Origin of the sequence: Pseudomonas mendocina, from assembly GCF_003008615.1 — a bacterium.
Classification (GTDB): Bacteria; Pseudomonadota; Gammaproteobacteria; order Pseudomonadales; family Pseudomonadaceae; genus Aquipseudomonas; species Aquipseudomonas mendocina_C.
The window spans coordinates 2,516,775-2,534,440 of sequence record NZ_CP027657.1 but is presented as its reverse complement, the minus strand read 5'-3'; the positions used below and the strand labels follow the sequence as shown (position 1 = coordinate 2,534,440).

At 63.8% G+C, this 17,666-nt stretch carries 19 protein-coding genes; 12 read left to right on the top strand and 7 right to left on the bottom strand.

Annotated elements, in window-relative coordinates:
* Positions 1-38: 38 nt before the first annotated feature.
* The 5 genes from gmk (at position 39) to C7A17_RS11730 (ending at position 4,570) form a co-directional block, all read left to right on the top strand.
* On the top strand, positions 39-659 hold the full coding sequence (gmk, locus tag C7A17_RS11750; RefSeq protein ID WP_106738204.1) for a guanylate kinase: 621 nt from the start codon (positions 39-41) through the stop codon (positions 657-659).
* Positions 660-753: 94 nt separating this feature from the next.
* Positions 754-1,017 (top strand): DNA-directed RNA polymerase subunit omega, encoded by a 264-nt coding sequence (gene rpoZ / locus C7A17_RS11745; RefSeq protein WP_003242550.1) that lies wholly within the window; start codon positions 754-756, stop codon positions 1,015-1,017.
* A gap of 63 nt (positions 1,018-1,080) precedes the next feature.
* Positions 1,081-3,192 carry a bifunctional GTP diphosphokinase/guanosine-3',5'-bis pyrophosphate 3'-pyrophosphohydrolase gene (gene spoT / locus C7A17_RS11740; protein ID WP_106738203.1) on the top strand — a complete coding sequence of 704 codons (2,112 nt, stop codon included), beginning with the start codon at positions 1,081-1,083 and terminating at the stop codon, positions 3,190-3,192.
* Positions 3,193-3,260: 68 nt separating this feature from the next.
* Complete coding sequence (locus C7A17_RS11735; RefSeq protein ID WP_013717760.1) at positions 3,261-3,641, top strand: RidA family protein; 381 nt, start codon at positions 3,261-3,263, stop codon at positions 3,639-3,641.
* Positions 3,642-3,838: 197 nt separating this feature from the next.
* Positions 3,839-4,570, top strand: a complete 732-nt coding sequence (locus C7A17_RS11730) for a hypothetical protein (protein WP_106738202.1) — start codon at positions 3,839-3,841, stop codon at positions 4,568-4,570.
* A 17-nt stretch (positions 4,571-4,587) separates the two neighbouring features.
* Here the strand turns inward: C7A17_RS11730 and C7A17_RS11725 are convergent, their stop codons facing one another.
* Entirely contained in the window at positions 4,588-5,205 is a 618-nt protein-coding gene (locus C7A17_RS11725) for a LysE family translocator (RefSeq protein WP_106738201.1), read from the bottom strand.
* 75 nt (positions 5,206-5,280) lie between these two features.
* Between C7A17_RS11725 and C7A17_RS11720 the strand changes: the two genes are divergently transcribed.
* A complete protein-coding gene (locus tag C7A17_RS11720; protein ID WP_106738200.1) occupies positions 5,281-5,856 on the top strand; it encodes an AAA family ATPase in 576 nt (191 codons plus the stop codon).
* Here C7A17_RS11720 and C7A17_RS11715 read toward each other — a convergent pair.
* Together C7A17_RS11715 and C7A17_RS11710 are read right to left on the bottom strand one after the other, a co-directional pair.
* Positions 5,819-6,619 (bottom strand): helix-turn-helix transcriptional regulator, encoded by an 801-nt coding sequence (locus C7A17_RS11715; RefSeq protein WP_106738199.1) that lies wholly within the window; start codon positions 6,617-6,619, stop codon positions 5,819-5,821. The genes C7A17_RS11720 and C7A17_RS11715 overlap by 38 nt on opposite strands.
* 12 nt (positions 6,620-6,631) lie before the next feature.
* Entirely contained in the window at positions 6,632-7,489 is an 858-nt protein-coding gene (locus tag C7A17_RS11710) for an NAD-dependent epimerase/dehydratase family protein (RefSeq protein ID WP_106738198.1), read from the bottom strand.
* A 198-nt stretch (positions 7,490-7,687) separates the two neighbouring features.
* Between C7A17_RS11710 and exbB the strand changes: the two genes are divergently transcribed.
* The 6 genes from exbB to C7A17_RS11680 all read left to right on the top strand — a co-directional run bounded on the left by exbB (position 7,688) and on the right by C7A17_RS11680 (position 14,379).
* Positions 7,688-8,623: a tonB-system energizer ExbB gene (gene exbB / locus C7A17_RS11705; protein WP_106738197.1), complete on the top strand. Its 936-nt coding sequence runs from the start codon at positions 7,688-7,690 to the stop codon at positions 8,621-8,623.
* A gap of 3 nt (positions 8,624-8,626) precedes the next feature.
* On the top strand, positions 8,627-9,046 hold the full coding sequence (gene exbD / locus C7A17_RS11700) for a TonB system transport protein ExbD (protein ID WP_106738196.1): 420 nt from the start codon (positions 8,627-8,629) through the stop codon (positions 9,044-9,046).
* Positions 9,046-9,783 carry an energy transducer TonB gene (locus C7A17_RS11695; RefSeq protein ID WP_106738195.1) on the top strand — a complete coding sequence of 246 codons (738 nt, stop codon included), beginning with the start codon at positions 9,046-9,048 and terminating at the stop codon, positions 9,781-9,783. Before exbD ends, C7A17_RS11695 begins: the two co-directional genes overlap by 1 nt.
* 87 nt (positions 9,784-9,870) lie before the next feature.
* On the top strand, positions 9,871-10,797 hold the full coding sequence (locus C7A17_RS11690) for a hydrogen peroxide-inducible genes activator (protein ID WP_106738194.1): 927 nt from the start codon (positions 9,871-9,873) through the stop codon (positions 10,795-10,797).
* A gap of 8 nt (positions 10,798-10,805) precedes the next feature.
* On the top strand, positions 10,806-12,881 hold the full coding sequence (recG, locus tag C7A17_RS11685; protein WP_106738193.1) for an ATP-dependent DNA helicase RecG: 2,076 nt from the start codon (positions 10,806-10,808) through the stop codon (positions 12,879-12,881).
* A gap of 91 nt (positions 12,882-12,972) precedes the next feature.
* Entirely contained in the window at positions 12,973-14,379 is a 1,407-nt protein-coding gene (locus C7A17_RS11680; RefSeq protein ID WP_106738192.1) for an aminoacyl-tRNA deacylase and HDOD domain-containing protein, read from the top strand.
* Between the two features lie 143 nt (positions 14,380-14,522).
* Here C7A17_RS11680 and C7A17_RS11675 read toward each other — a convergent pair whose 3' ends face one another.
* The 4 genes from C7A17_RS11675 to C7A17_RS11660 all read right to left on the bottom strand — a co-directional run bounded on the left by C7A17_RS11675 (position 14,523) and on the right by C7A17_RS11660 (position 17,577).
* Positions 14,523-15,278: a hypothetical protein gene (locus C7A17_RS11675; RefSeq protein ID WP_199796422.1), complete on the bottom strand. Its 756-nt coding sequence runs from the start codon at positions 15,276-15,278 to the stop codon at positions 14,523-14,525.
* A gap of 81 nt (positions 15,279-15,359) precedes the next feature.
* Positions 15,360-15,758 carry a helicase gene (locus C7A17_RS11670; protein ID WP_106738190.1) on the bottom strand — a complete coding sequence of 133 codons (399 nt, stop codon included), beginning with the start codon at positions 15,756-15,758 and terminating at the stop codon, positions 15,360-15,362.
* A 209-nt stretch (positions 15,759-15,967) separates the two neighbouring features.
* Positions 15,968-16,240, bottom strand: a complete 273-nt coding sequence (locus tag C7A17_RS11665) for an HU family DNA-binding protein (RefSeq protein ID WP_003242571.1) — start codon at positions 16,238-16,240, stop codon at positions 15,968-15,970.
* Between the two features lie 188 nt (positions 16,241-16,428).
* A complete protein-coding gene (locus C7A17_RS11660; protein ID WP_106738189.1) occupies positions 16,429-17,577 on the bottom strand; it encodes an NAD(P)/FAD-dependent oxidoreductase in 1,149 nt (382 codons plus the stop codon).
* Between the last annotated feature and the right edge of the window lie 89 nt (positions 17,578-17,666).

Below are 17,666 nucleotides of genomic sequence, written 5' to 3'. Positions count from 1 at the left end.
TGCTATCTTTCGTCCACCGCTTTTCCAGGATCGTTTTCATGGCCACCACGACCGGCACCCTCTATATCGTTTCCGCACCCTCCGGCGCCGGCAAGACCAGCCTGGTCAAAGCCCTGATCGACAGCGAACCGCAGATTCGCGTCTCGGTCTCGCATACCACCCGCGCCATGCGCCCGGGCGAGGTGGATGGGGTCAACTACCACTTCGTCGATCATGCGCAGTTCAACGCCATGCTCGAACGCAGCGAATTCCTTGAGCACGCTCAGGTCTTCGACAACCTTTACGGCACCTCGCAGAAGTGGCTCGAGCAGACGCTGGCCGAAGGCTTCGACCTGATCCTCGAGATCGACTGGCAAGGCGCGCAGCAGGTGCGCAAGCTGATGCCACAGGCCAAGTCGATCTTCATCCTGCCGCCGACCCAGGAGGCGCTGCGCCATCGCCTGACCAACCGCGGCCAGGACAGCGGCGAGATCATCGAGCGGCGCATGCGCGAAGCGGTCAGCGAAATGAGCCACTACGTCGAGTACGACTACCTGGTGATCAACGACGACTTCAACCATGCCCTGAGCGACCTCAAGGCGATCTTCCGTAGCAACCAGTTGTCGCAAACTCAGCAACAGCAGCGCCATGCCGGCCTGCTCAGCGAACTGCTGGCGTAAAACAGCGCTTCCATTGTCGCTGGTGATTTTTTAGACTATTCAGTCCGCTCGCCCGCTCGGGCCAAGCTTATCCGCACAAGTTACGAGGAACACCATGGCTCGCGTTACCGTCGAAGATTGCCTGGACAACGTTGATAACCGCTTCGAACTGGTCATGCTCGCGACCAAGCGTTCGCGCCAGCTGGCCACCGGCGGCAAAGAGCCGAAAGTGGCTTGGGAAAACGACAAGCCCACCGTAGTAGCCCTGCGCGAAATCGCCGCTGGCCTGGTGGACTATGAAGTCGTCGCCCAGGAAGACATCGTCGAAGAAGAACCGCTGTTCGCTGCCTTCGAGGAAGAGGCCAACGAGCCTCTGTAAGTCGATGATGCCGGGTCGAAGTCGCACGGCGCAGGGCCACAGCTGCCAACGGGGGAACCACCCATGGCTGGCATAGACGCTCTCGCCGACCGACTTTCGGCCTACCTCGGCCATGACCAGGTCAACCTGGTTCGCCGAGCCTACTTCTACGCCGAACAGGCGCATGATGGCCAACGCCGCCGCAGTGGCGAAGCCTACGTGACCCATCCGCTGGCCGTGGCCAGCATCCTCGCCGAAATGCACATGGATCATCAGAGCCTGATGGCTGCCATGCTGCACGACGTCATCGAAGACACCGGCATCGCCAAGGAAGCGCTCAACGCGCAGTTCGGCGAAACCGTGGCCGAACTGGTCGACGGGGTCAGCAAACTGACCCAGATGAACTTCGAGACCAAGGCCGAGGCGCAGGCCGAGAACTTCCAGAAGATGGCCATGGCCATGGCCCGCGACATCCGCGTGATTCTGGTCAAGCTCGCCGACCGTCTGCACAACATGCGCACCCTCGATGCCATGCCGCACGAGAAGAGCCGGCGCATCGCCAAGGAAACCCTGGAAATCTACGCCCCCATCGCCAACCGGCTGGGCATGCACAACATGCGCGTGGAGTTCGAAGACCTGGGCTTCAAGGCCATGCACCCGATGCGCTCCGAGCGCATTCGCGCCGCAGTGCGCCGCGCCCGGGGCAACCGCAAGGAAATCGTCGCCAAGATCGAAGAATCGATCCAGATGTGCCTGCAACGCGAGGGCATGGAAGGCGAAGTGATCGGCCGCGAGAAACACCTCTACAGCATCTACCAGAAGATGCGCGGCAAACGTAAGGCGTTCAACGAGATCATGGACGTCTACGCCTTCCGCATCATCGTCGACAAGGTCGACACCTGCTACCGCGTACTCGGCGCCGTGCACAACCTGTACAAGCCACTGCCCGGGCGCTTCAAGGATTACATCGCGATTCCCAAGGCCAACGGCTACCAGTCGCTGCACACCACGCTGTTCGGCATGCACGGCGTGCCCATCGAGATCCAGATCCGCACCCGCGAGATGGAAGAGATGGCCAACAACGGCATCGCCGCACACTGGCTGTACAAGTCCAACGAGGACGAAGTACCGAAGGGCAACCACGCCCGCGCGCGGCAATGGGTCAAGGGTGTGCTGGAACTGCAGCAACGCGCCGGCAACTCGCTGGAATTCATCGAGAGCGTGAAGATCGACCTGTTCCCGGACGAGGTCTACGTGTTCACGCCCAAGGGCCGCATCATGGAGCTGCCCAAAGGCTCCACCGCGGTCGATTTCGCCTACGCGGTGCACACCGACGTCGGCAACACCTGCATCGCCTGCCGCATCAACCGCCGCCTGGCGCCGCTGTCGCAGGCTCTGGAAAGCGGCTCGACGGTGGAAATCGTCACCGCACCGGGCGCCCGCCCCAATCCGGCCTGGCTCAATTTCGTGGTCACTGGCAAGGCGCGTACGCACATCCGCCACGCCCTCAAGCAGCAACGCCGCTCCGAATCCATCAACCTCGGCGAGCGCCTGTTGAACAAGGTGCTGGCCAGCTTCGACACGCACCTGGAAAAGATTTCCCCCGAGCGCATTCAGGCAGTGCTGAGCGAATACCGCCAGGAAGTCATCGAAGATCTGCTCGAAGACATTGGCCTGGGCAACCGCATGGCCTACGTCGTGGCCCGCCGCCTACTGGCCGAGAGTGGCGACGACACCCTGCCAAGCAGCGAAGGGCCACTGGCGATTCGCGGCACCGAAGGCCTGGTGCTGAGCTACGCCAAATGCTGCACACCGATTCCCGGCGACCCCATCGTTGGCTACCTGTCGGCCGGCAAGGGCATGGTGGTACACATGGAAAGCTGCCGGAACATCGTCGACATCCGCCACAACCCGGAAAAATGCATCCAGCTCAACTGGGCCAAGGACGTTACCGGCGAATTCAACGTCGAACTGCGCGTCGAGCTGGAACACCAGCGCGGCCTGATCGCGCTGCTGGCCAGCAGCGTCAATGCCGCCGATGGCAACATCGAGAAGATCAGCATGGACGAACGCGACGGCCGTATCAGCGTGGTGCAACTGGTGGTCAGCGTGCATGACCGCGTGCACCTGGCTCGCGTGATCAAGAAACTGCGCGCACTCAAGGGCGTGATGCGTATCACCCGAGTACGCGCCTGACACAATTCCCCTATTTCCAGTCTGTAGGCTGGGTGCTCGACCCAGTCAGTTCTCACAAGGAGCGATTCATGAGCAAGACCGTCATCACCAGCGACAAGGCCCCCGCCGCCATCGGCACCTACTCCCAGGCGATCAAGGCCGGCAACACCGTCTACATGTCCGGTCAAATTCCGCTGGATCCGGTGAGCATGGAGCTGGTCGAGGGTTTCGAAGCGCAGACCGTGCAGGTGTTCGAGAACCTCAAGGCCGTCGCCGAAGCCGCCGGCGGTTCGTTCAAGGATATCGTCAAGCTGAACATCTTCCTCACCGATCTCTCGCACTTCGCCAAGGTCAACGAGGTCATGGGCCGCTACTTCGAACAGCCCTACCCGGCGCGCGCCGCCATCGGCGTTGCCGCCCTGCCGCGTGGCGCGCAGGTGGAAATGGACGCCATCCTGGTCATCGAGTAAGAGCCTGCTCACGATCTCGCGAGCTAAAGCCAGGCAAGGCGAAATCAGGCGAAAAACGCTCGGAGTCGCGTTCGACTTTACGAGCTGTAAGCCTGGTTTCAACGCAGCATGGCCGACGCGCAGCAGATCGTGAACAGGTTCTAAGCCGTTCGGGCGGGGCACTGCCCCGCTCTCCCTCCTCCAGCATGGAGATCGCCATGCGTCTGCTTCCTCTGCTGCTATGCGGCGCCTTGCTCACTGGCTGCGCCAGCACGCCGAACAATGACCCGAGTGGTACCTGGATCAACCAGGCAGCCATCGATGCCGCTGTGGAAAGCGGTCGCCTGCGCGAAGCACTGACCGCCTATGGGCCGAACCTGGAGTGGCAGGTCGATCCGCAGCGCCAGCAGGCCGACTACAGCAACGGCTTCGAGCTGGCCGAAGGGCGTCTGCAAGCGCTCGACGAAGGTCGCTGGCAAGTCACCTTCTACGGCGACTACAAGGAGCAATTGCAACTGCAAGGCGCAAAGCTGACTCAGGTTGCCAGCGATTACTGGCCTGAGCAGCAATTCGTCCGCGTGCCCCAGACAGGAGAGAAGCTGCCGCTGGGCAGCAGTTTCGAACAGGCGCTGTACCGCAGTTACCTGGGCGGTGACTGGCTGATCGAAGAAGGCCTCGGCCAGGGCGGCCTGGTGCGCTTCGCACCCACTGGCGAGGTGCAGGGCCTACCGGGCGCCGAACGCTATGCGCTGTGCCTGGCCGGCGACTGCGCCGCCATGAGCGGCGAGCATGACAGCCTGTGGCTGCAGCTGGGCGATCAAGGCCAACCCTGGCTGTTCGTCCACGAGGGCAACCAGCTACGCATCTTCGAAGCGCAGAATCGCGCTCAGTTCGACGAGATGCCCCAATATCAGCCAGGCCCGCAGCGCTGGCTGCTGAAACGTCGTTGAGACGAGCCTGAAAAGGCTCACCAGGCGCCGAGCAACAGCCACAAGCCCAGGGCCAGTAGCAGCGCACCGCAGCCACGATCCAGCCAGCGCACCCGACGCTGCAGCCAGGTGCGCCAGCGCGGCTGATCGAGCAGGCGCACCAGGGCCAGATCCCAGCACAGCACCACCAGGGTCATCCACGCCATCACCAGCCCCAATCCCCAGCCCGGCATCGCCGCCTCACGCAACACGCCGAACAGACCCGCATAGAACAGCGGCAACTTGGGATTGAGGCTGCTGGCCAGCACTCCCTGGCGTAGCCCCTGCCACCTACTTCCCAGCAGAACCTGATCGCCCTGCGGCAGCGCCAGATCGCGCCGGGAGGCCAGCGCCTGTGCGCCGACCCAGACAAAGTAAAGCCCGCCAAGCCCCTGCACTCCATGCCACAGCCAGCCACCTTCACCCGGCAGCAAACCCAATACGAACAGCACCAGCAACATGCTCAGCAGATTGGCCAGGGCGATCCCCCAGGCACAGCCATCCGCCTGGCGTCGCCCCTTGGCCAGCGCAGTGCGAATCAACAAAAAGAAATCCGGCCCCGGCGAGAGCAGGGCTGCGAAATGGGTACCGGCCACCAGCAGAAACAACGCGAACATGACACCTCCGTTTGGCGGAGGCAGTGTCGGCAAGGCGGGAGCCGGTGTATTGGAAAAAACTCAGAGGTACCAGTCATGCAACTTCCGCCATTCCACGTACTGACCGGCGGCCCCGGCAGCGGCAAAAGCAGTTTGCTGACGGCATTGGCACAAGCCGGCCACAACGTCGTCGAAGAGACCGGGCGGGCAATCATCCGCGATCAACAGGCCATCGACGGCCATGGCCTGCCCTGGCGAGAACCGCAGTTGTTCGCCGAACTGATGCTGGCCTGGGAACTGCGCGCCCATCGTCAGGCACTGGCACTGAGGGAGCCGGTATTCTTCGATCGCAGCCTGATGGACGTGATCGGCTACCTGCGCCTGAGCGGCCTTCCGGTAGCCCGCCACCTGCTGCGAGCGGCACGTCAGCTACGTTACCAACCGCAGGTGTTCCTGCTGCCGCACTGGCCACAGATCTACTGCAATGATGCCGAGCGCCGCCAGGATGCTGCCGAGGCCGAGCGAACCGCCGAGGTGATGCGGGAGGTCTATGCGGACTTCGGCTACCAGCTCATCGACGTGCCACCGGCCAGCCTGGAGCAACGCCGCGATTTTGTCCTGCAGCACTGCGGCCTCACTCCTCGGCCAAGGAGCGGAAACGCCCCGGCGTGACACCGGTGAAGCGGCGAAACACGCCACTGAAGTGAGCCTGGTCGTAGAACCCCAGATCCAGTGCCACCTCGGTGAGGGCTCGCCCCTCCAGCAGCCTGCGCTTGGCTTCACGTACCCTGCATTGCAGCAGATAGGTGTGCGGCGGCACGCCATAGGCGCGGCGGAAGGCCTCGATCAGGTGGCGCGGGTGGCGCTGTACCAGAGCGGCCAGGTGCTCCAGGCTGACGGCCTCGGCGTAATGCGCCTCCAGGTAGTCGCGCAGCTGGACCGTGACACCGCCGTCGCGCGCCGTTGGACGTGCCTCGCGCAAGCCGCCGTGACGCACGAACACCAGCTCCAGCAGTGCCAGCAGTTCACTCTCCAGCGCCAGCGCATCGCCCCCTTCGAACTGGCCGGCCAGACGCGCCAATCCCGCCGCCACACGCCCGTCATCGTGAGGATTGAGGGTACGAAAGCCACTGGGCAGGCTCTTGCGCCCAAGCAGAGCAGGCAATCGCGACTCCTCGACGTAGAGCATGCGGTAGATCAGCCGCGGCGACTCGGCGTGCCCGGTGTGCGGCTCCTCGGGATTCATCAGCGACAGGGTTCCCGCTGGCAGCGCATGGCGCTGACCGCGGCACTGGTAGCCGCCCACCCCCTGCACGATCGCCCCAACGGCAAACGCATCGTGACTGTGACGGCCGAACGGCTGACCGGAAAAATCGGCGTGGAACAGCTCGATTCCCGGTAGCCAGGGCTTGGCCAGAAGGCGATTGGCATCCATTGGTAGCGCGACTCAGCGATCCGCCAGGATCGCCGTGTAGCCCTCGCGATAGCTGGGATACTTCGGCGCCCAGCCCAACGCACGGGCGCGGATATTGCGACAACGCTTGCTGCCGGCGCGGCGTACCCGCTGCTCGTCACTCCAGTGAGTGACGCCCAACTGTCCGCGCAGCCAGCCCACCACCTCGTGCAGGGGCGCCGGCTCGTCGTCGACGCCCAGGTAGCAATCGGCCAGAACCTCGCCTCGTGCATCGGCCTGCAACAGGGCTGCCAGCAAGCCGGCGGCATCATCGACGTGAATACGGTTGCCGTAGAGTGGCGGCTCCTCGCTGACCCGGTAACCTGCCTGCACCTGCCCCAGCAACCACTCGCGCCCTGGGCCGTAGAGGCCGGTCAAACGCACCGTGGTTGCCGGTAACCCACTGTCCAGAGCCACACGTTCAGCCTCACGCATGATGACCGCCGAATAGCTCTGCGCCTCGGCAGGCGAGTCTTCGTCGATCCATTCCCCCTCCTGCTGGCCATAAACGCCGCTGCTGGAAGTGAACAACAGGCGCTTCGGGCGCTGCCCGTGCTGCGCCAGCCAGCCCAGTACACGCTGCAAGCCCTCGACGTATGCCGCCCGATAACCGGCCTCGTCATGCTGCGTCGCGGCCGCGGCGTAAACCACATAATCCACCTCCCCCACAGGCCAGGCCGCCGGACAGGCATCGGTCTGCAGATCACCAGCCAGGGGCAGAATCCCTTCAGGCAAGGCGCTGGTGTTACGCCGCAGGCCATGCACCGTCCAGCCCAGTCGATGCATCTGCAGGGCAAGGCGGCTACCGACATCGCCGCAACCGGCGACCAGAAGTGTTGGAGAGGCTGTCATGGAAGACTCCGGCAAGACTCAGGAATGGGCACGACCAATTATCGCCAACCACAGCGACGAACAGGGATCGGATTAGCGGCGTGACTCGAAAAATAGTTATATGTTACATTCTCAAACAATAATGAATCTCAACAGTTACCAGGGTGATGCCTCCGCATCGCCCTACCGGCACATTTCCCTCTATTTCAGGACCGTCTCATGAAGTCCGTAATCCGCGATGTCTCTCCCCTGCGCCTGCTGGCCACCCTGCTGCTCGGCCTGACCCTGGCCACTTCCGCAGTCGCCGATGAAGCCACCCCCACCGCTACCGCCACGCCGCCGACAACCAGTGAGGCCAGCAGCGACGCCACCGCTGCCCCGGCGGAGCAGGCCGAAATCGCCCCAGCGCCGCCCGAGACCGCGCTCGAAGAAGCCGAAATGAGCGAAGTCCTGGCCGGCCATGACTTGTCTCCCTGGGGCATGTATCAGAGCGCCGATGTGGTGGTGAAGTCGGTCATGATCGGCCTGCTGCTGGCCTCGGTTCTGACCTGGACCATCTGGCTGGCCAAGAGCATCGAACTGTTCGTCGCCAAGCGCCGCCTGCGTCGCGAAATGCCGATTCTGAAGGCCGCGCGCACGCTCAAGGATGCCGGCAACAGCATGGATGGCGAAGCGTGCATTTCCCATCGCCTGGTTCAGGACGCCCTCGAAGAAGTGAAGCTGACCGGAAGCGTGCGTGAAGCCGACGGCCTCAAGGAACGCGTCAGCTTCCGTCTCGAACGCATGGTCGCGGCCAGCGGCCGGCAGATGAGCCAGGGCACCGGCATGCTCGCCACCATCGGCTCTACTGCGCCCTTCGTCGGCCTGTTCGGTACCGTCTGGGGCATCATGAACAGCTTCATCGGTATCGCCAAATCGCAGACCACCAACCTCGCCGTCGTCGCTCCAGGCATTGCAGAAGCCCTGCTGGCCACTGCCCTGGGTCTGGTCGCGGCGATTCCTGCCGTGATCATCTACAACGTCTTCGCCCGCTCCATTACCGGCTACAAGGCACAGGTAGCGGACGCTTCGGCGCAGGTGCTGCTGCTGGTCAGCCGTGACCTCGACCACCTGCCAACTGAGCGTCAGGCTCCGCACATGGTCAAGGTGGGGTAAGCCATGGGCATCCATCTGCACGATAGCGATGAGCTGCAGGAAAGCCACGAGATCAACGTCACGCCCTTCATCGACGTGATGCTGGTGCTGCTGATCATCTTCATGGTCGCCGCACCATTGGCAACGGTGGACATCAAGGTGGATCTGCCCGCCTCCACCGCCAAGCCTGCGCCGCGCCCGGACAAGCCGATCTACGTCAGCATCAAGGAAGACCTCAGCCTGTACCTGGACAACGACGCGATCAGCGACGAACAGCTCGGCGCCACCCTGGACAAGCTGACCCAGTCCGACAAGGACAAGACCATCTTCGTCCGTGGCGACAAGAAGGTCGAGTACGGCCGCCTGATGGAAGTCATGGATGCCCTGCGCAGCGCGGGCTATCTGAAAGTCGGCCTGGTAGGTCTGGAGACGGTCGGGAACTGATGGCCAACGTACGCAAGTTGTCCGGCTGGGGCATCAGTCTGCTGGTGATCCTCGGCCTGCATGTGGCAATCGGACTCTGGGCGATGTACTGGACGGTCAAGGCAGAACCGCTGGAACTGCCGCCTGCCGCCATGATGATCGAACTGGAACCGCTGCCAGCACCGGCGCCTGCCCCGGCACCTCCGCCGCCCCCGCAGGTGCAGCCGGAACCGGAGCCATTGCCCAAGCTGGCCGAAGCGCCCAAGGCGAAGATCGCCCTGCCGCCCAAACCCAAGCCGCAGCCCAAACCCCAGCCGCCCAAGCCAAAACCGCCTGAGCCGGTTCCGCCCAAGCCGCAGGAAACCGAGAGCGTCAAGGAAAGCGTTGCCCCGGCCAATGAAACGCCCAGCGAGAACAAGCCGGCTGCACCGCAACTGGCCGCGCCCAGTGTTCCCAGCGCCGCCGAACGCACCTGGCAGAGCGAGTTGTTCAATCATCTGGCGCGCTACAAGCGCTACCCGGAAGATGCACGCCGCCGTGGCCTGAAGGGCACCAACCGACTGCGCTTCGTGATCGACGGCAACGGCATGGTGCTGTCCTACGAACTGGTGGGCAAGACCGGCAGCGCATCGCTGGATCGCGCCACGCTGCAAACCATCCGCCGCGCCCAGCCGCTGCCCAAGCCGCCCGCTGAGTTGCTGAAGAACGGCACGCTGGAAATCGTCGCGCCTTTTGTCTACTCGCTGGAACAACGCTGAAAACAAGTGCCCTCGGTGTAGAGCCGCGGGCGCTTGGTTCCATTGACTACACCCGCTATGCTTGTGGCAGTTCAATGGAAAAAGACTATGACCCTCACCGAACTGCGTTACATCGTCACCCTTGCCCAGGAGCAGCATTTCGGCCGCGCCGCCGAACGCTGCCACGTCAGCCAACCGACCCTCTCCGTCGGCGTGAAGAAGCTGGAGGACGAGCTCGGCGTACTGATCTTCGAACGCAGCAAGAGCGCGGTACGCCTGACTCCGGTCGGCGAGGGCATCGTCACCCAGGCACAGAAGGTGTTGGAGCAGGCTCAGGGCATCCGTGAGCTGGCCCAGGCCGGCAAGAATCAGTTGGCTGCGCCACTGAAGATCGGCGCCATTTACACCGTCGGCCCCTACCTGTTCCCGCACCTGATTCCGCAGTTGCACCGGGTCGCACCGGACATGCCGCTGTACATCGAGGAAAACTTCACCCACATCCTGCGCGACAAGCTGCGCACCGGTGAACTGGACGCGATCATCATCGCGCTGCCCTTCCAGGAAGCCGATGTACTGACCAAGCCGTTGTATGACGAGCCGTTCTACGCCCTGCTGCCGACCGGCCATCCCTGGGCGACGATGGAAACCATCGATACCAAGCTGCTCAACGACAAGAGCCTGCTGTTGCTCGGTGAAGGCCACTGCTTCCGCGATCAGGTGCTGGAAGCCTGCCCCACCCTGCGCAAGGGCGGCGACGACCACGGCAAACACACCACCGTAGAGTCCAGCTCGCTGGAAACCATCCGCCACATGGTCGCTTCCGGCCTTGGCGTGTCGATCCTGCCGTTCTCGGCGGTGGACAGCCACCACTACGCACCCGGCGTGATCGAAGTACGTCCGCTCAGCGCACCGGTGCCCTTCCGCACCGTGGCCATAGCCTGGCGCGCCAGCTTCCCGCGGCCCAACGCCATCGAAGTGCTGGCCGACTCCATTCGCTTGTGCTCGGTGGCCCGTCCCCAGGCCAAGAGCGCCTGAGAGCAAGCGTGACCGAACTGGCCAGCGTTCCCGTTACCACGCTCAAGGGCGTGGGCGCGGCGCTGGCTGAAAAACTGGCCAAGGTCGGCCTGGAGAACCTGCAGGACGTCCTCTTCCATCTGCCCCTGCGCTACCAGGATCGCACGCGTATCACACCCATCGGCGCCCTGCGACCAGGCCAGGATGCAGTGGTCGAAGGCACGGTCGCCGGTGCCGACGTCGTCATGGGCCGGCGACGCAGCCTGCTGGTGCGCCTGCAGGATGGCAGCGGCACGCTGAGCCTGCGTTTCTTCCACTTCAGCCAGGCGCAGAAGGAAGGGCTCAAACGCGGCACCGCGTTGCGCTGTTATGGCGAAATACGCCCTGGCGCCACTGGCCTGGAAATCTACCACCCGGAATACCGCGCGCAGAGCGGCGACGAACCGGCACCGGTGGAGCAGAGCCTGACGCCCATCTATCCGACCACCGAAGGGCTGACCCAGCAGCGCCTGCGCCAACTCAGCCAGCAGGCGTTGGCGCGCCTCGGGCCACACAGCCTGCCGGACTGGCTGCCGAGCGAACTGGCCCGCGACTATCGCCTGGCCCCACTGGACGAAGCGATTCGCTACCTGCATCGGCCACCGCCGGATGCCGATGTCGAAGAACTCGCCGAAGGCCGCCACTGGGCTCAGCATCGTCTGGCTTTCGAAGAACTGCTGACGCACCAGTTGTCCCTGCAACGCCTGCGTGAGCAGGTGCGCCGGCAGCAGGCACCGGCCCTTCCTGCGGCAAAGAAACTGCCGCAGCTGTATCTGCAGAACCTCGGCTTTGCTCCCACTGGTGCGCAGCAACGGGTCGGCGCCGAGATCGCCTACGACCTGGCGCAAAGCGAACCCATGCTGCGCCTGGTACAAGGCGATGTCGGTGCCGGTAAGACGGTGGTCGCCGCCCTGGCCGCCCTGCAGGCACTGGAAGCGGGCTATCAGGTGGCGCTGATGGCGCCGACCGAAATCCTCGCCGAGCAGCATTTCCTCAACTTCAGCAAATGGCTGGCACCGCTCGGCCTGGACGTCGCCTGGCTGGCCGGTAAGCTCAAGGGCAAAGCACGCGCGTCGGCACTGGAACAGATCGCTGGCGGCTGCCCGATGGTGGTCGGCACCCATGCGCTGTTTCAGGACGAGGTGAGGTTCAAGCGCCTGGCACTGGTGATCATCGACGAGCAGCACCGCTTCGGCGTCCAGCAGCGCCTGGCCCTGCGCCAGAAGGGCATCGACGGCCGCCTCTGCCCGCACCAGTTGATCATGACCGCCACGCCCATCCCGCGCACCCTGGCGATGAGCGCCTACGCCGACCTGGATACCTCGATCCTCGACGAGCTGCCCCCCGGCCGCACGCCGGTGAATACCCTGGTGATCGCCGACAGCCGCCGCGATGAGGTGGTCGAGCGTGTGCGCAATGCCTGCCAGCAGGGCCGCCAGGCCTACTGGGTGTGCACGCTGATCGAAGAATCCGAGGAACTCACCTGCCAGGCGGCGGAGACCAGCTTCGAGGAGCTCTCGGCGGCACTCGGCGAGCTGCGCGTCGGCCTGATTCACGGACGCATGAAGCCGGCCGAAAAGGCCGCGGTGATGGACGAATTCAAGCAAGGCCACCTGCAATTGCTGGTGGCCACCACGGTGATCGAAGTCGGCGTCGACGTGCCCAATGCCAGCCTGATGATCATCGAGAACCCCGAGCGTCTGGGCCTGGCGCAGTTGCACCAGCTACGCGGGCGCGTCGGCCGGGGCAGTGCAGCCAGCCATTGCGTGCTGCTCTACCACGCGCCGCTGTCGCAGCTGGGACGCGAGCGCCTGGCGATCATGCGTGAGACCACCGATGGTTTCGTCATCGCCGAGAAGGATCTGGAACTGCGCGGCCCGGGCGAAATGCTCGGCACCCGTCAAACCGGCCTGCTGCAATTCAAGGTGGCGGATCTGATGCGTGACGCCGATCTGCTGCCAGCCGTTCGCGATGCGGCGCAGGCACTTTTGGAACATTGGCCACAACATGTGGCTCCATTATTGGAACGCTGGTTGCGTCACGGCCAGCAATACGGTCAAGTGTGAACCTGGTCACAGGACAACTGCCGCCACGAACCTTTGCGCAACTGCCCGCTGGTTATACTCCGAAACAGATGCGCCAACGCCGGATACCGATATGACTGAAGCCGCCCTCGCCCCCAACGACAACCCGCAGGCCCCTGCCGTGATCGTGCAACTGCTGGAGAAACTCGCCGTGCCCTACCAGGTACGCGCGGAGCGACCGGGCCTGCCGAACGAGACGCGCCTGCAAGCCGTGCTGGTGGATGACGCTGTCGGCGCCCTGCTGGTGCTCTACCCACGCAGCCACCTGCTGGATCTTTCGCGTCTGGCGGAGCTCACCGGGCGTCAGCTCACTGCGGTCAAGCCGGAGCGCCTCGAACGCATGCTCGGCAAGCACAACCTGGCCGCCCTGCCGGGCCTGCCGCCGCTGACCAGCTCGCCCTGCCTGTATGAAGAACGCCTGCTGCAAGTGCCGAAGCTACTGATCGAGTCCGGCCAGCCGGGCGTTCTACTGGAGATTCCTACCGAGGCCTTCAAGGGGCTGCTGAGCAAAGCCAGCGCCGCACGCTTCGGCGAACCGGTCAGCGCTATCCGCCTGAACCTTGACCGCCCCGATGACGACCGCGCGGAAATCACCCAGGCGGTACAGGCCTTCACCGCGCGCCGTATCCAGCAGCGACTGGAAGAAACCATCGAGATTCCGCCACTGCCGGAAACCGCGCAGAAGATCATCAAGCTGCGCGTCGACCCCAATGCCACGGTGGACGACATCACTGGCGTGGTCGAAACCGACCCGGCACTGGCCGCGCAGGTGGTCAGTTGGGCTGCCTCACCCTACTACGCCGCCCCCGGCAAGATTCGTTCGGTCGAGGATGCCATCGTCCGTGTGCTGGGCTTCGATCTGGTGATCAACCTGGCACTTGGCCTCGCCCTGGGCAAAACCCTCAGCCTACCCAAAGATCAGCCACAACAGGCCACACCCTATTGGCAGCAAGCGATCTACACCGCCGCCGTGATCGAAGGCCTGACTCGCGCCATGCCGCGCGCGCAGCGCCCGGAAGCGGGCCTGACCTACCTGGCCGGGTTGCTGCACAACTTTGGCTATCTGGTGCTGGCTCACGTCTTCCCGCCGCATTTCTCGCTGATCTGCCGCCACCTGGAGGTCAACCCGCACCTGTCGCACAGCCATATCGAGCAGCATCTGCTGGGCATCACTCGCGAACAGATCGGTGCCTGGCTGATGCGCCACTGGGACATGCCCGAGGAGCTTTCCAGCGCTCTGCGCTTCCAGCAGGATCCGAGCTATGCCGGTGACAACGCCGCTTTCCCCAACCTGGTGTGCCTGGCCGTCAGCCTGCTGCGCAATCGCGGTATCGGCGCCGGCCCGCAAGGCGAGGTCGACGATGAACTGTTCGAAGCCCTGGGCCTGAGCCGGGAAAAGGCCGAAGACGCGGTGAACAAGGTGCTTAGCGCCGAAGTCGCCCTGCGCGAGCTGGCCGCACAGTTCCAGCACCCACACTGAACGACCAACCCGGGCTGAACCCGCCCTACGGCTGCCCCCATGCCGTCGTAGGGCGTGCTCACGAAGCAGTACGCCGCTGAATGGAGTGGCACAGCAGAACGGCTGTTCGCTCGCACTACGAACGATCGGCGTTCCGATCCGCCCTACGGCTTGCTCACTGCCTTGCGCAGTTGTTCACGGCGCTCGCCGAACAGCTGCGGCACAACCTCGATACTGGCGCTGAGCAGTTGGCTGACGCTGGCATGCTCGTACAGCGTCGCATACTCGGCCAATTGGTCGCTGGGCATCTGCCGATAGGCATACAGCATGAACGACTCGACCGCCTGGGCGCTGGACTGGCGGATGGCTTGCGCCTGCTCTTGGGTACGGGCCTGTAACTCGGCCTCATCGAGGTTCTCACCACGCGCCCTTAGTGCCAGCAGCGCTTGGGTCTTGCCCACCTCATAACGCAGCAGGCTGGCCAGGGCCGTGGTTTGCGCCGCCGCGTCGAGACGCTTGACCAGCTCCAGACGCACGCCACGGGGCGGCTGCTCGCTCAAGCGCTGGCGATATTCGGCCAGCCCTTCGGGTTGCTCACCCACTGCGCGCTCGGCGGAAGTGAACCGCTGCGCCAACGGGCTGTCGAGACGCTCACGTATTTCCGCCAGCTGTTCGGCCTCGAAGCGCGCGCTCACACGCTCAGCCAGATCCAGACAAAACGCCTCACCTGCAAATAGCTGGGCGAGGCGCTTCTGCTCAACTTCCTCCTGGCCGCGCTGCAACAGCGGCAGGCTCTGCTCGCAGAGCAGATGAATCCCGGCAAGTTCGAATAACGGCAACAGGGCTTTCGGCTCTGCAGGCTCGGCACGCACCGAGGCGGCCGCCAGCAGCGATAAGAGGGACAACAGGAAAAGACGCATGGCCGGGCTTTCCACAAGAACGTGTGGGGAGCCTAACCAAAGCGAGGCGTGGCGGCCAGTCGTGCCACGCTCACAGGTGAATCAGGCGGCCTTTTTCGGCGCCTCGGCCTTCTTCTTTTTCGGCATCAGGTACTTCGTCAGACCCTGGAACCACATGACCAGCGCCGGGTTGCCCTGGATCTGGATGTCCTTGTTCTGGATACCCTGCATGAAGGCCAACTGCTTGTTCTTCGCGGTCATGGTGGCGAAGCCGTAAGCTGCATCCTTGAAGCCAATGGCGAACGCCGGCTCGCTGGCCACACCGCGCTTGCTGCTGACACGCTGGCCAGAGACGATGAAATGACGGGCGACCTTGCCGTCGAGGGTGTGCAGCTGGAACACCATGTCGCGGCCTTCGAGCTGCTGACGAAACGCAGGGTTTTCACGGCTGGCTTTGGCCATCAGACGGCCCAGCATCCATAGGAGAAAACGGAATTTCATGCACAGGCCCTCGTGATCGAAGATGATGGCCGCGCATTGTAGTGGTTTTCTAGCAAGACTACAGCCTGCCAAAAGCATGGCCGTGGGATTGAAAATGCGGCGCGCTGTACATAACGAAGGCTGCGCTCGTCAGGGAGCATGCAATCCGGGCGACGCAAGATACCTTAACGGGTGGGAAGCCCGGAGCCGAACGGCTCCGGGCAACGGGCTCAGTTGACCGCGTCTTTCAGGGACTTGCCCGGTTTGAAGGCGACGGTGTTGCTGGCCTTGATCTTCACCGGTTGACCGGTTTGCGGGTTCTTGCCAGTACGGGCACCACGGTGGCGCTGGACGAAAGTACCGAAGCCCACCAGGGTCACACTGTCCTTGCGGTTCAGTGCACCGGTGATTTCTTCCAGTACGGCGTTGAGTACACGATTGGCCTGATCCTTGGTCAGATCAGCCTTTTCGGCGATGGCGGCGGCGAGTTCCGGTTTACGCATAGATGCCTCTTTGACGGTTTTTTGTTGTTGTGTCCGTGCTGTTCTTCCAGAACAGCGCCCAAGGCGCCGCAACAGCTCTGCGCTGCGGCAGACCCAAGGGAGAATGGCATGCCGCATCGCACTGCGCCAGTCTCGTCCGACAGTTTAACCAGGCAATTTCGTGGCGTATCCGACAGAACGACGGGCAATCATGCCAGCAGGGGCGGTAATTCCTTGTTCAGGGCCAGTTTCTCCTGCACGGCCGTACCGGTCAGGGCGTAGCCCAGCAGCGCCCCGGACGCGTCACGGCAGAGCGCCTTGATGTCACCGGCAGCCCCCTCGACAGTCCACTCACCCTGGCTGCCACGCGGCGGCGGCGATACCACCAACGGACAAACCGGGGTCTTCACCGTAACCGGCATTGGCCCGTAGCTCACGGCAGTGGGCTCACCGGCCAGGGTCTTGGCCAGGGCACGGGCGCACGCCATCAGCGGCATCACGTAGAGCAGATTGAGGCCATCGACCTCGGCGCAGTCGCCCAGCGCATAGATATTGGCGTGGGAAGTGCGCAGCTCACGGTCGACCATCACGCCACGGTTGACGTCAAGCCCGGCAGCAGCGGCCAGGTCGATGCGCGGACGCAGGCCAACGGCCGAGACCACGGCGTCGCAATCGACCTGGCAGCCGTCGGACAGCAGGGCCTGCAGGGCATCGCCCTGATGATTGAGGTTGGCCAGCACAGGGCCCAGATGGAAACGTACACCGAGACCTTCAAGACCAGCCTGCACGGCGGCGGCGGCGGCCGGATGCAACAGCCCAGGCATCACCTGTTCGCAAGGTGCCAGCACTTCGACCTGGTAACCGCCCGCGGTCAGGTCATTGGCGAATTCGCAGCCGATCAGGCCGGCACCGAGGATCAGCACCCGACGCTTGCCAGCCGCAGCAGCGCGGAAGCGAGCGTAGTCCTCCAGGTCGTTGATCGGGAAGATCGCGTCCTGGGCATCGCCTTCCACCGGCACGCGGATGGGCTCGGCGCCCCAGGCCAGCACCAGATCGCGGTAGGCCACGGCTTCCTCACCGATCCACAGACGCTTGTGACCGGGGTCGATGCCAGTGATACGGGTGTGGGTGCGAATCTCTGCGTTGAGCTGCTCGGCCATGGCGCCAGCCTCGGCCATGGCCAGACCATCGGCGTCCTTGTTCTTGCCGAAGCCAGTGGAAAGCATTGGCTTGGAATAAGAGCGTCCATCATCGGCGGTGATCAGCAGCAGAGGCGTCAGGGTGTCGAGCTTGCGCCACTCCTTGGCCAGGTTGTAACCGGCCAGGCCGGTACCGATGATCACGACAGGTGCACTCATGCGCTCTTTCCTCGCAATGAAAAACGATACGACGGCCCACAGGCCGCCTCCCGAGATGGCGGGATGACACCCTACTGGATCGGGCAAGC

Excerpts from the sequence above, each read along its gene's own strand:
- exbD (WP_106738196.1), top strand. The coding sequence starts at position 8,627 with ATGGGCATCCATCTGCACGATAGCGATGAGCTGCAGGAAAGCCACGAG.
- C7A17_RS11690 (WP_106738194.1), top strand. The coding sequence starts at position 9,871 with ATGACCCTCACCGAACTGCGTTACATCGTCACCCTTGCCCAGGAGCAG.
- C7A17_RS11710 (WP_106738198.1), bottom strand. The coding sequence starts at position 7,489 with ATGACAGCCTCTCCAACACTTCTGGTCGCCGGTTGCGGCGATGTCGGT.
- C7A17_RS11715 (WP_106738199.1), bottom strand. The coding sequence starts at position 6,619 with ATGGATGCCAATCGCCTTCTGGCCAAGCCCTGGCTACCGGGAATCGAG.
- C7A17_RS11695 (WP_106738195.1), top strand. The coding sequence starts at position 9,046 with ATGGCCAACGTACGCAAGTTGTCCGGCTGGGGCATCAGTCTGCTGGTG.
- C7A17_RS11665 (WP_003242571.1), bottom strand. The coding sequence starts at position 16,240 with ATGCGTAAACCGGAACTCGCCGCCGCCATCGCCGAAAAGGCTGATCTG.
- exbB (WP_106738197.1), top strand. The coding sequence starts at position 7,688 with ATGAAGTCCGTAATCCGCGATGTCTCTCCCCTGCGCCTGCTGGCCACC.
- C7A17_RS11660 (WP_106738189.1), bottom strand. The coding sequence starts at position 17,577 with ATGAGTGCACCTGTCGTGATCATCGGTACCGGCCTGGCCGGTTACAAC.
- spoT (WP_106738203.1), top strand. The coding sequence starts at position 1,081 with ATGGCTGGCATAGACGCTCTCGCCGACCGACTTTCGGCCTACCTCGGC.
- C7A17_RS11675 (WP_199796422.1), bottom strand. The coding sequence starts at position 15,278 with ATGCGTCTTTTCCTGTTGTCCCTCTTATCGCTGCTGGCGGCCGCCTCG.
- C7A17_RS11720 (WP_106738200.1), top strand. The coding sequence starts at position 5,281 with ATGCAACTTCCGCCATTCCACGTACTGACCGGCGGCCCCGGCAGCGGC.
- C7A17_RS11680 (WP_106738192.1), top strand. The coding sequence starts at position 12,973 with ATGACTGAAGCCGCCCTCGCCCCCAACGACAACCCGCAGGCCCCTGCC.
- gmk (WP_106738204.1), top strand. The coding sequence starts at position 39 with ATGGCCACCACGACCGGCACCCTCTATATCGTTTCCGCACCCTCCGGC.
- C7A17_RS11670 (WP_106738190.1), bottom strand. The coding sequence starts at position 15,758 with ATGAAATTCCGTTTTCTCCTATGGATGCTGGGCCGTCTGATGGCCAAA.
- C7A17_RS11725 (WP_106738201.1), bottom strand. The coding sequence starts at position 5,205 with ATGTTCGCGTTGTTTCTGCTGGTGGCCGGTACCCATTTCGCAGCCCTG.
- C7A17_RS11730 (WP_106738202.1), top strand. The coding sequence starts at position 3,839 with ATGCGTCTGCTTCCTCTGCTGCTATGCGGCGCCTTGCTCACTGGCTGC.
- C7A17_RS11735 (WP_013717760.1), top strand. The coding sequence starts at position 3,261 with ATGAGCAAGACCGTCATCACCAGCGACAAGGCCCCCGCCGCCATCGGC.
- rpoZ (WP_003242550.1), top strand. The coding sequence starts at position 754 with ATGGCTCGCGTTACCGTCGAAGATTGCCTGGACAACGTTGATAACCGC.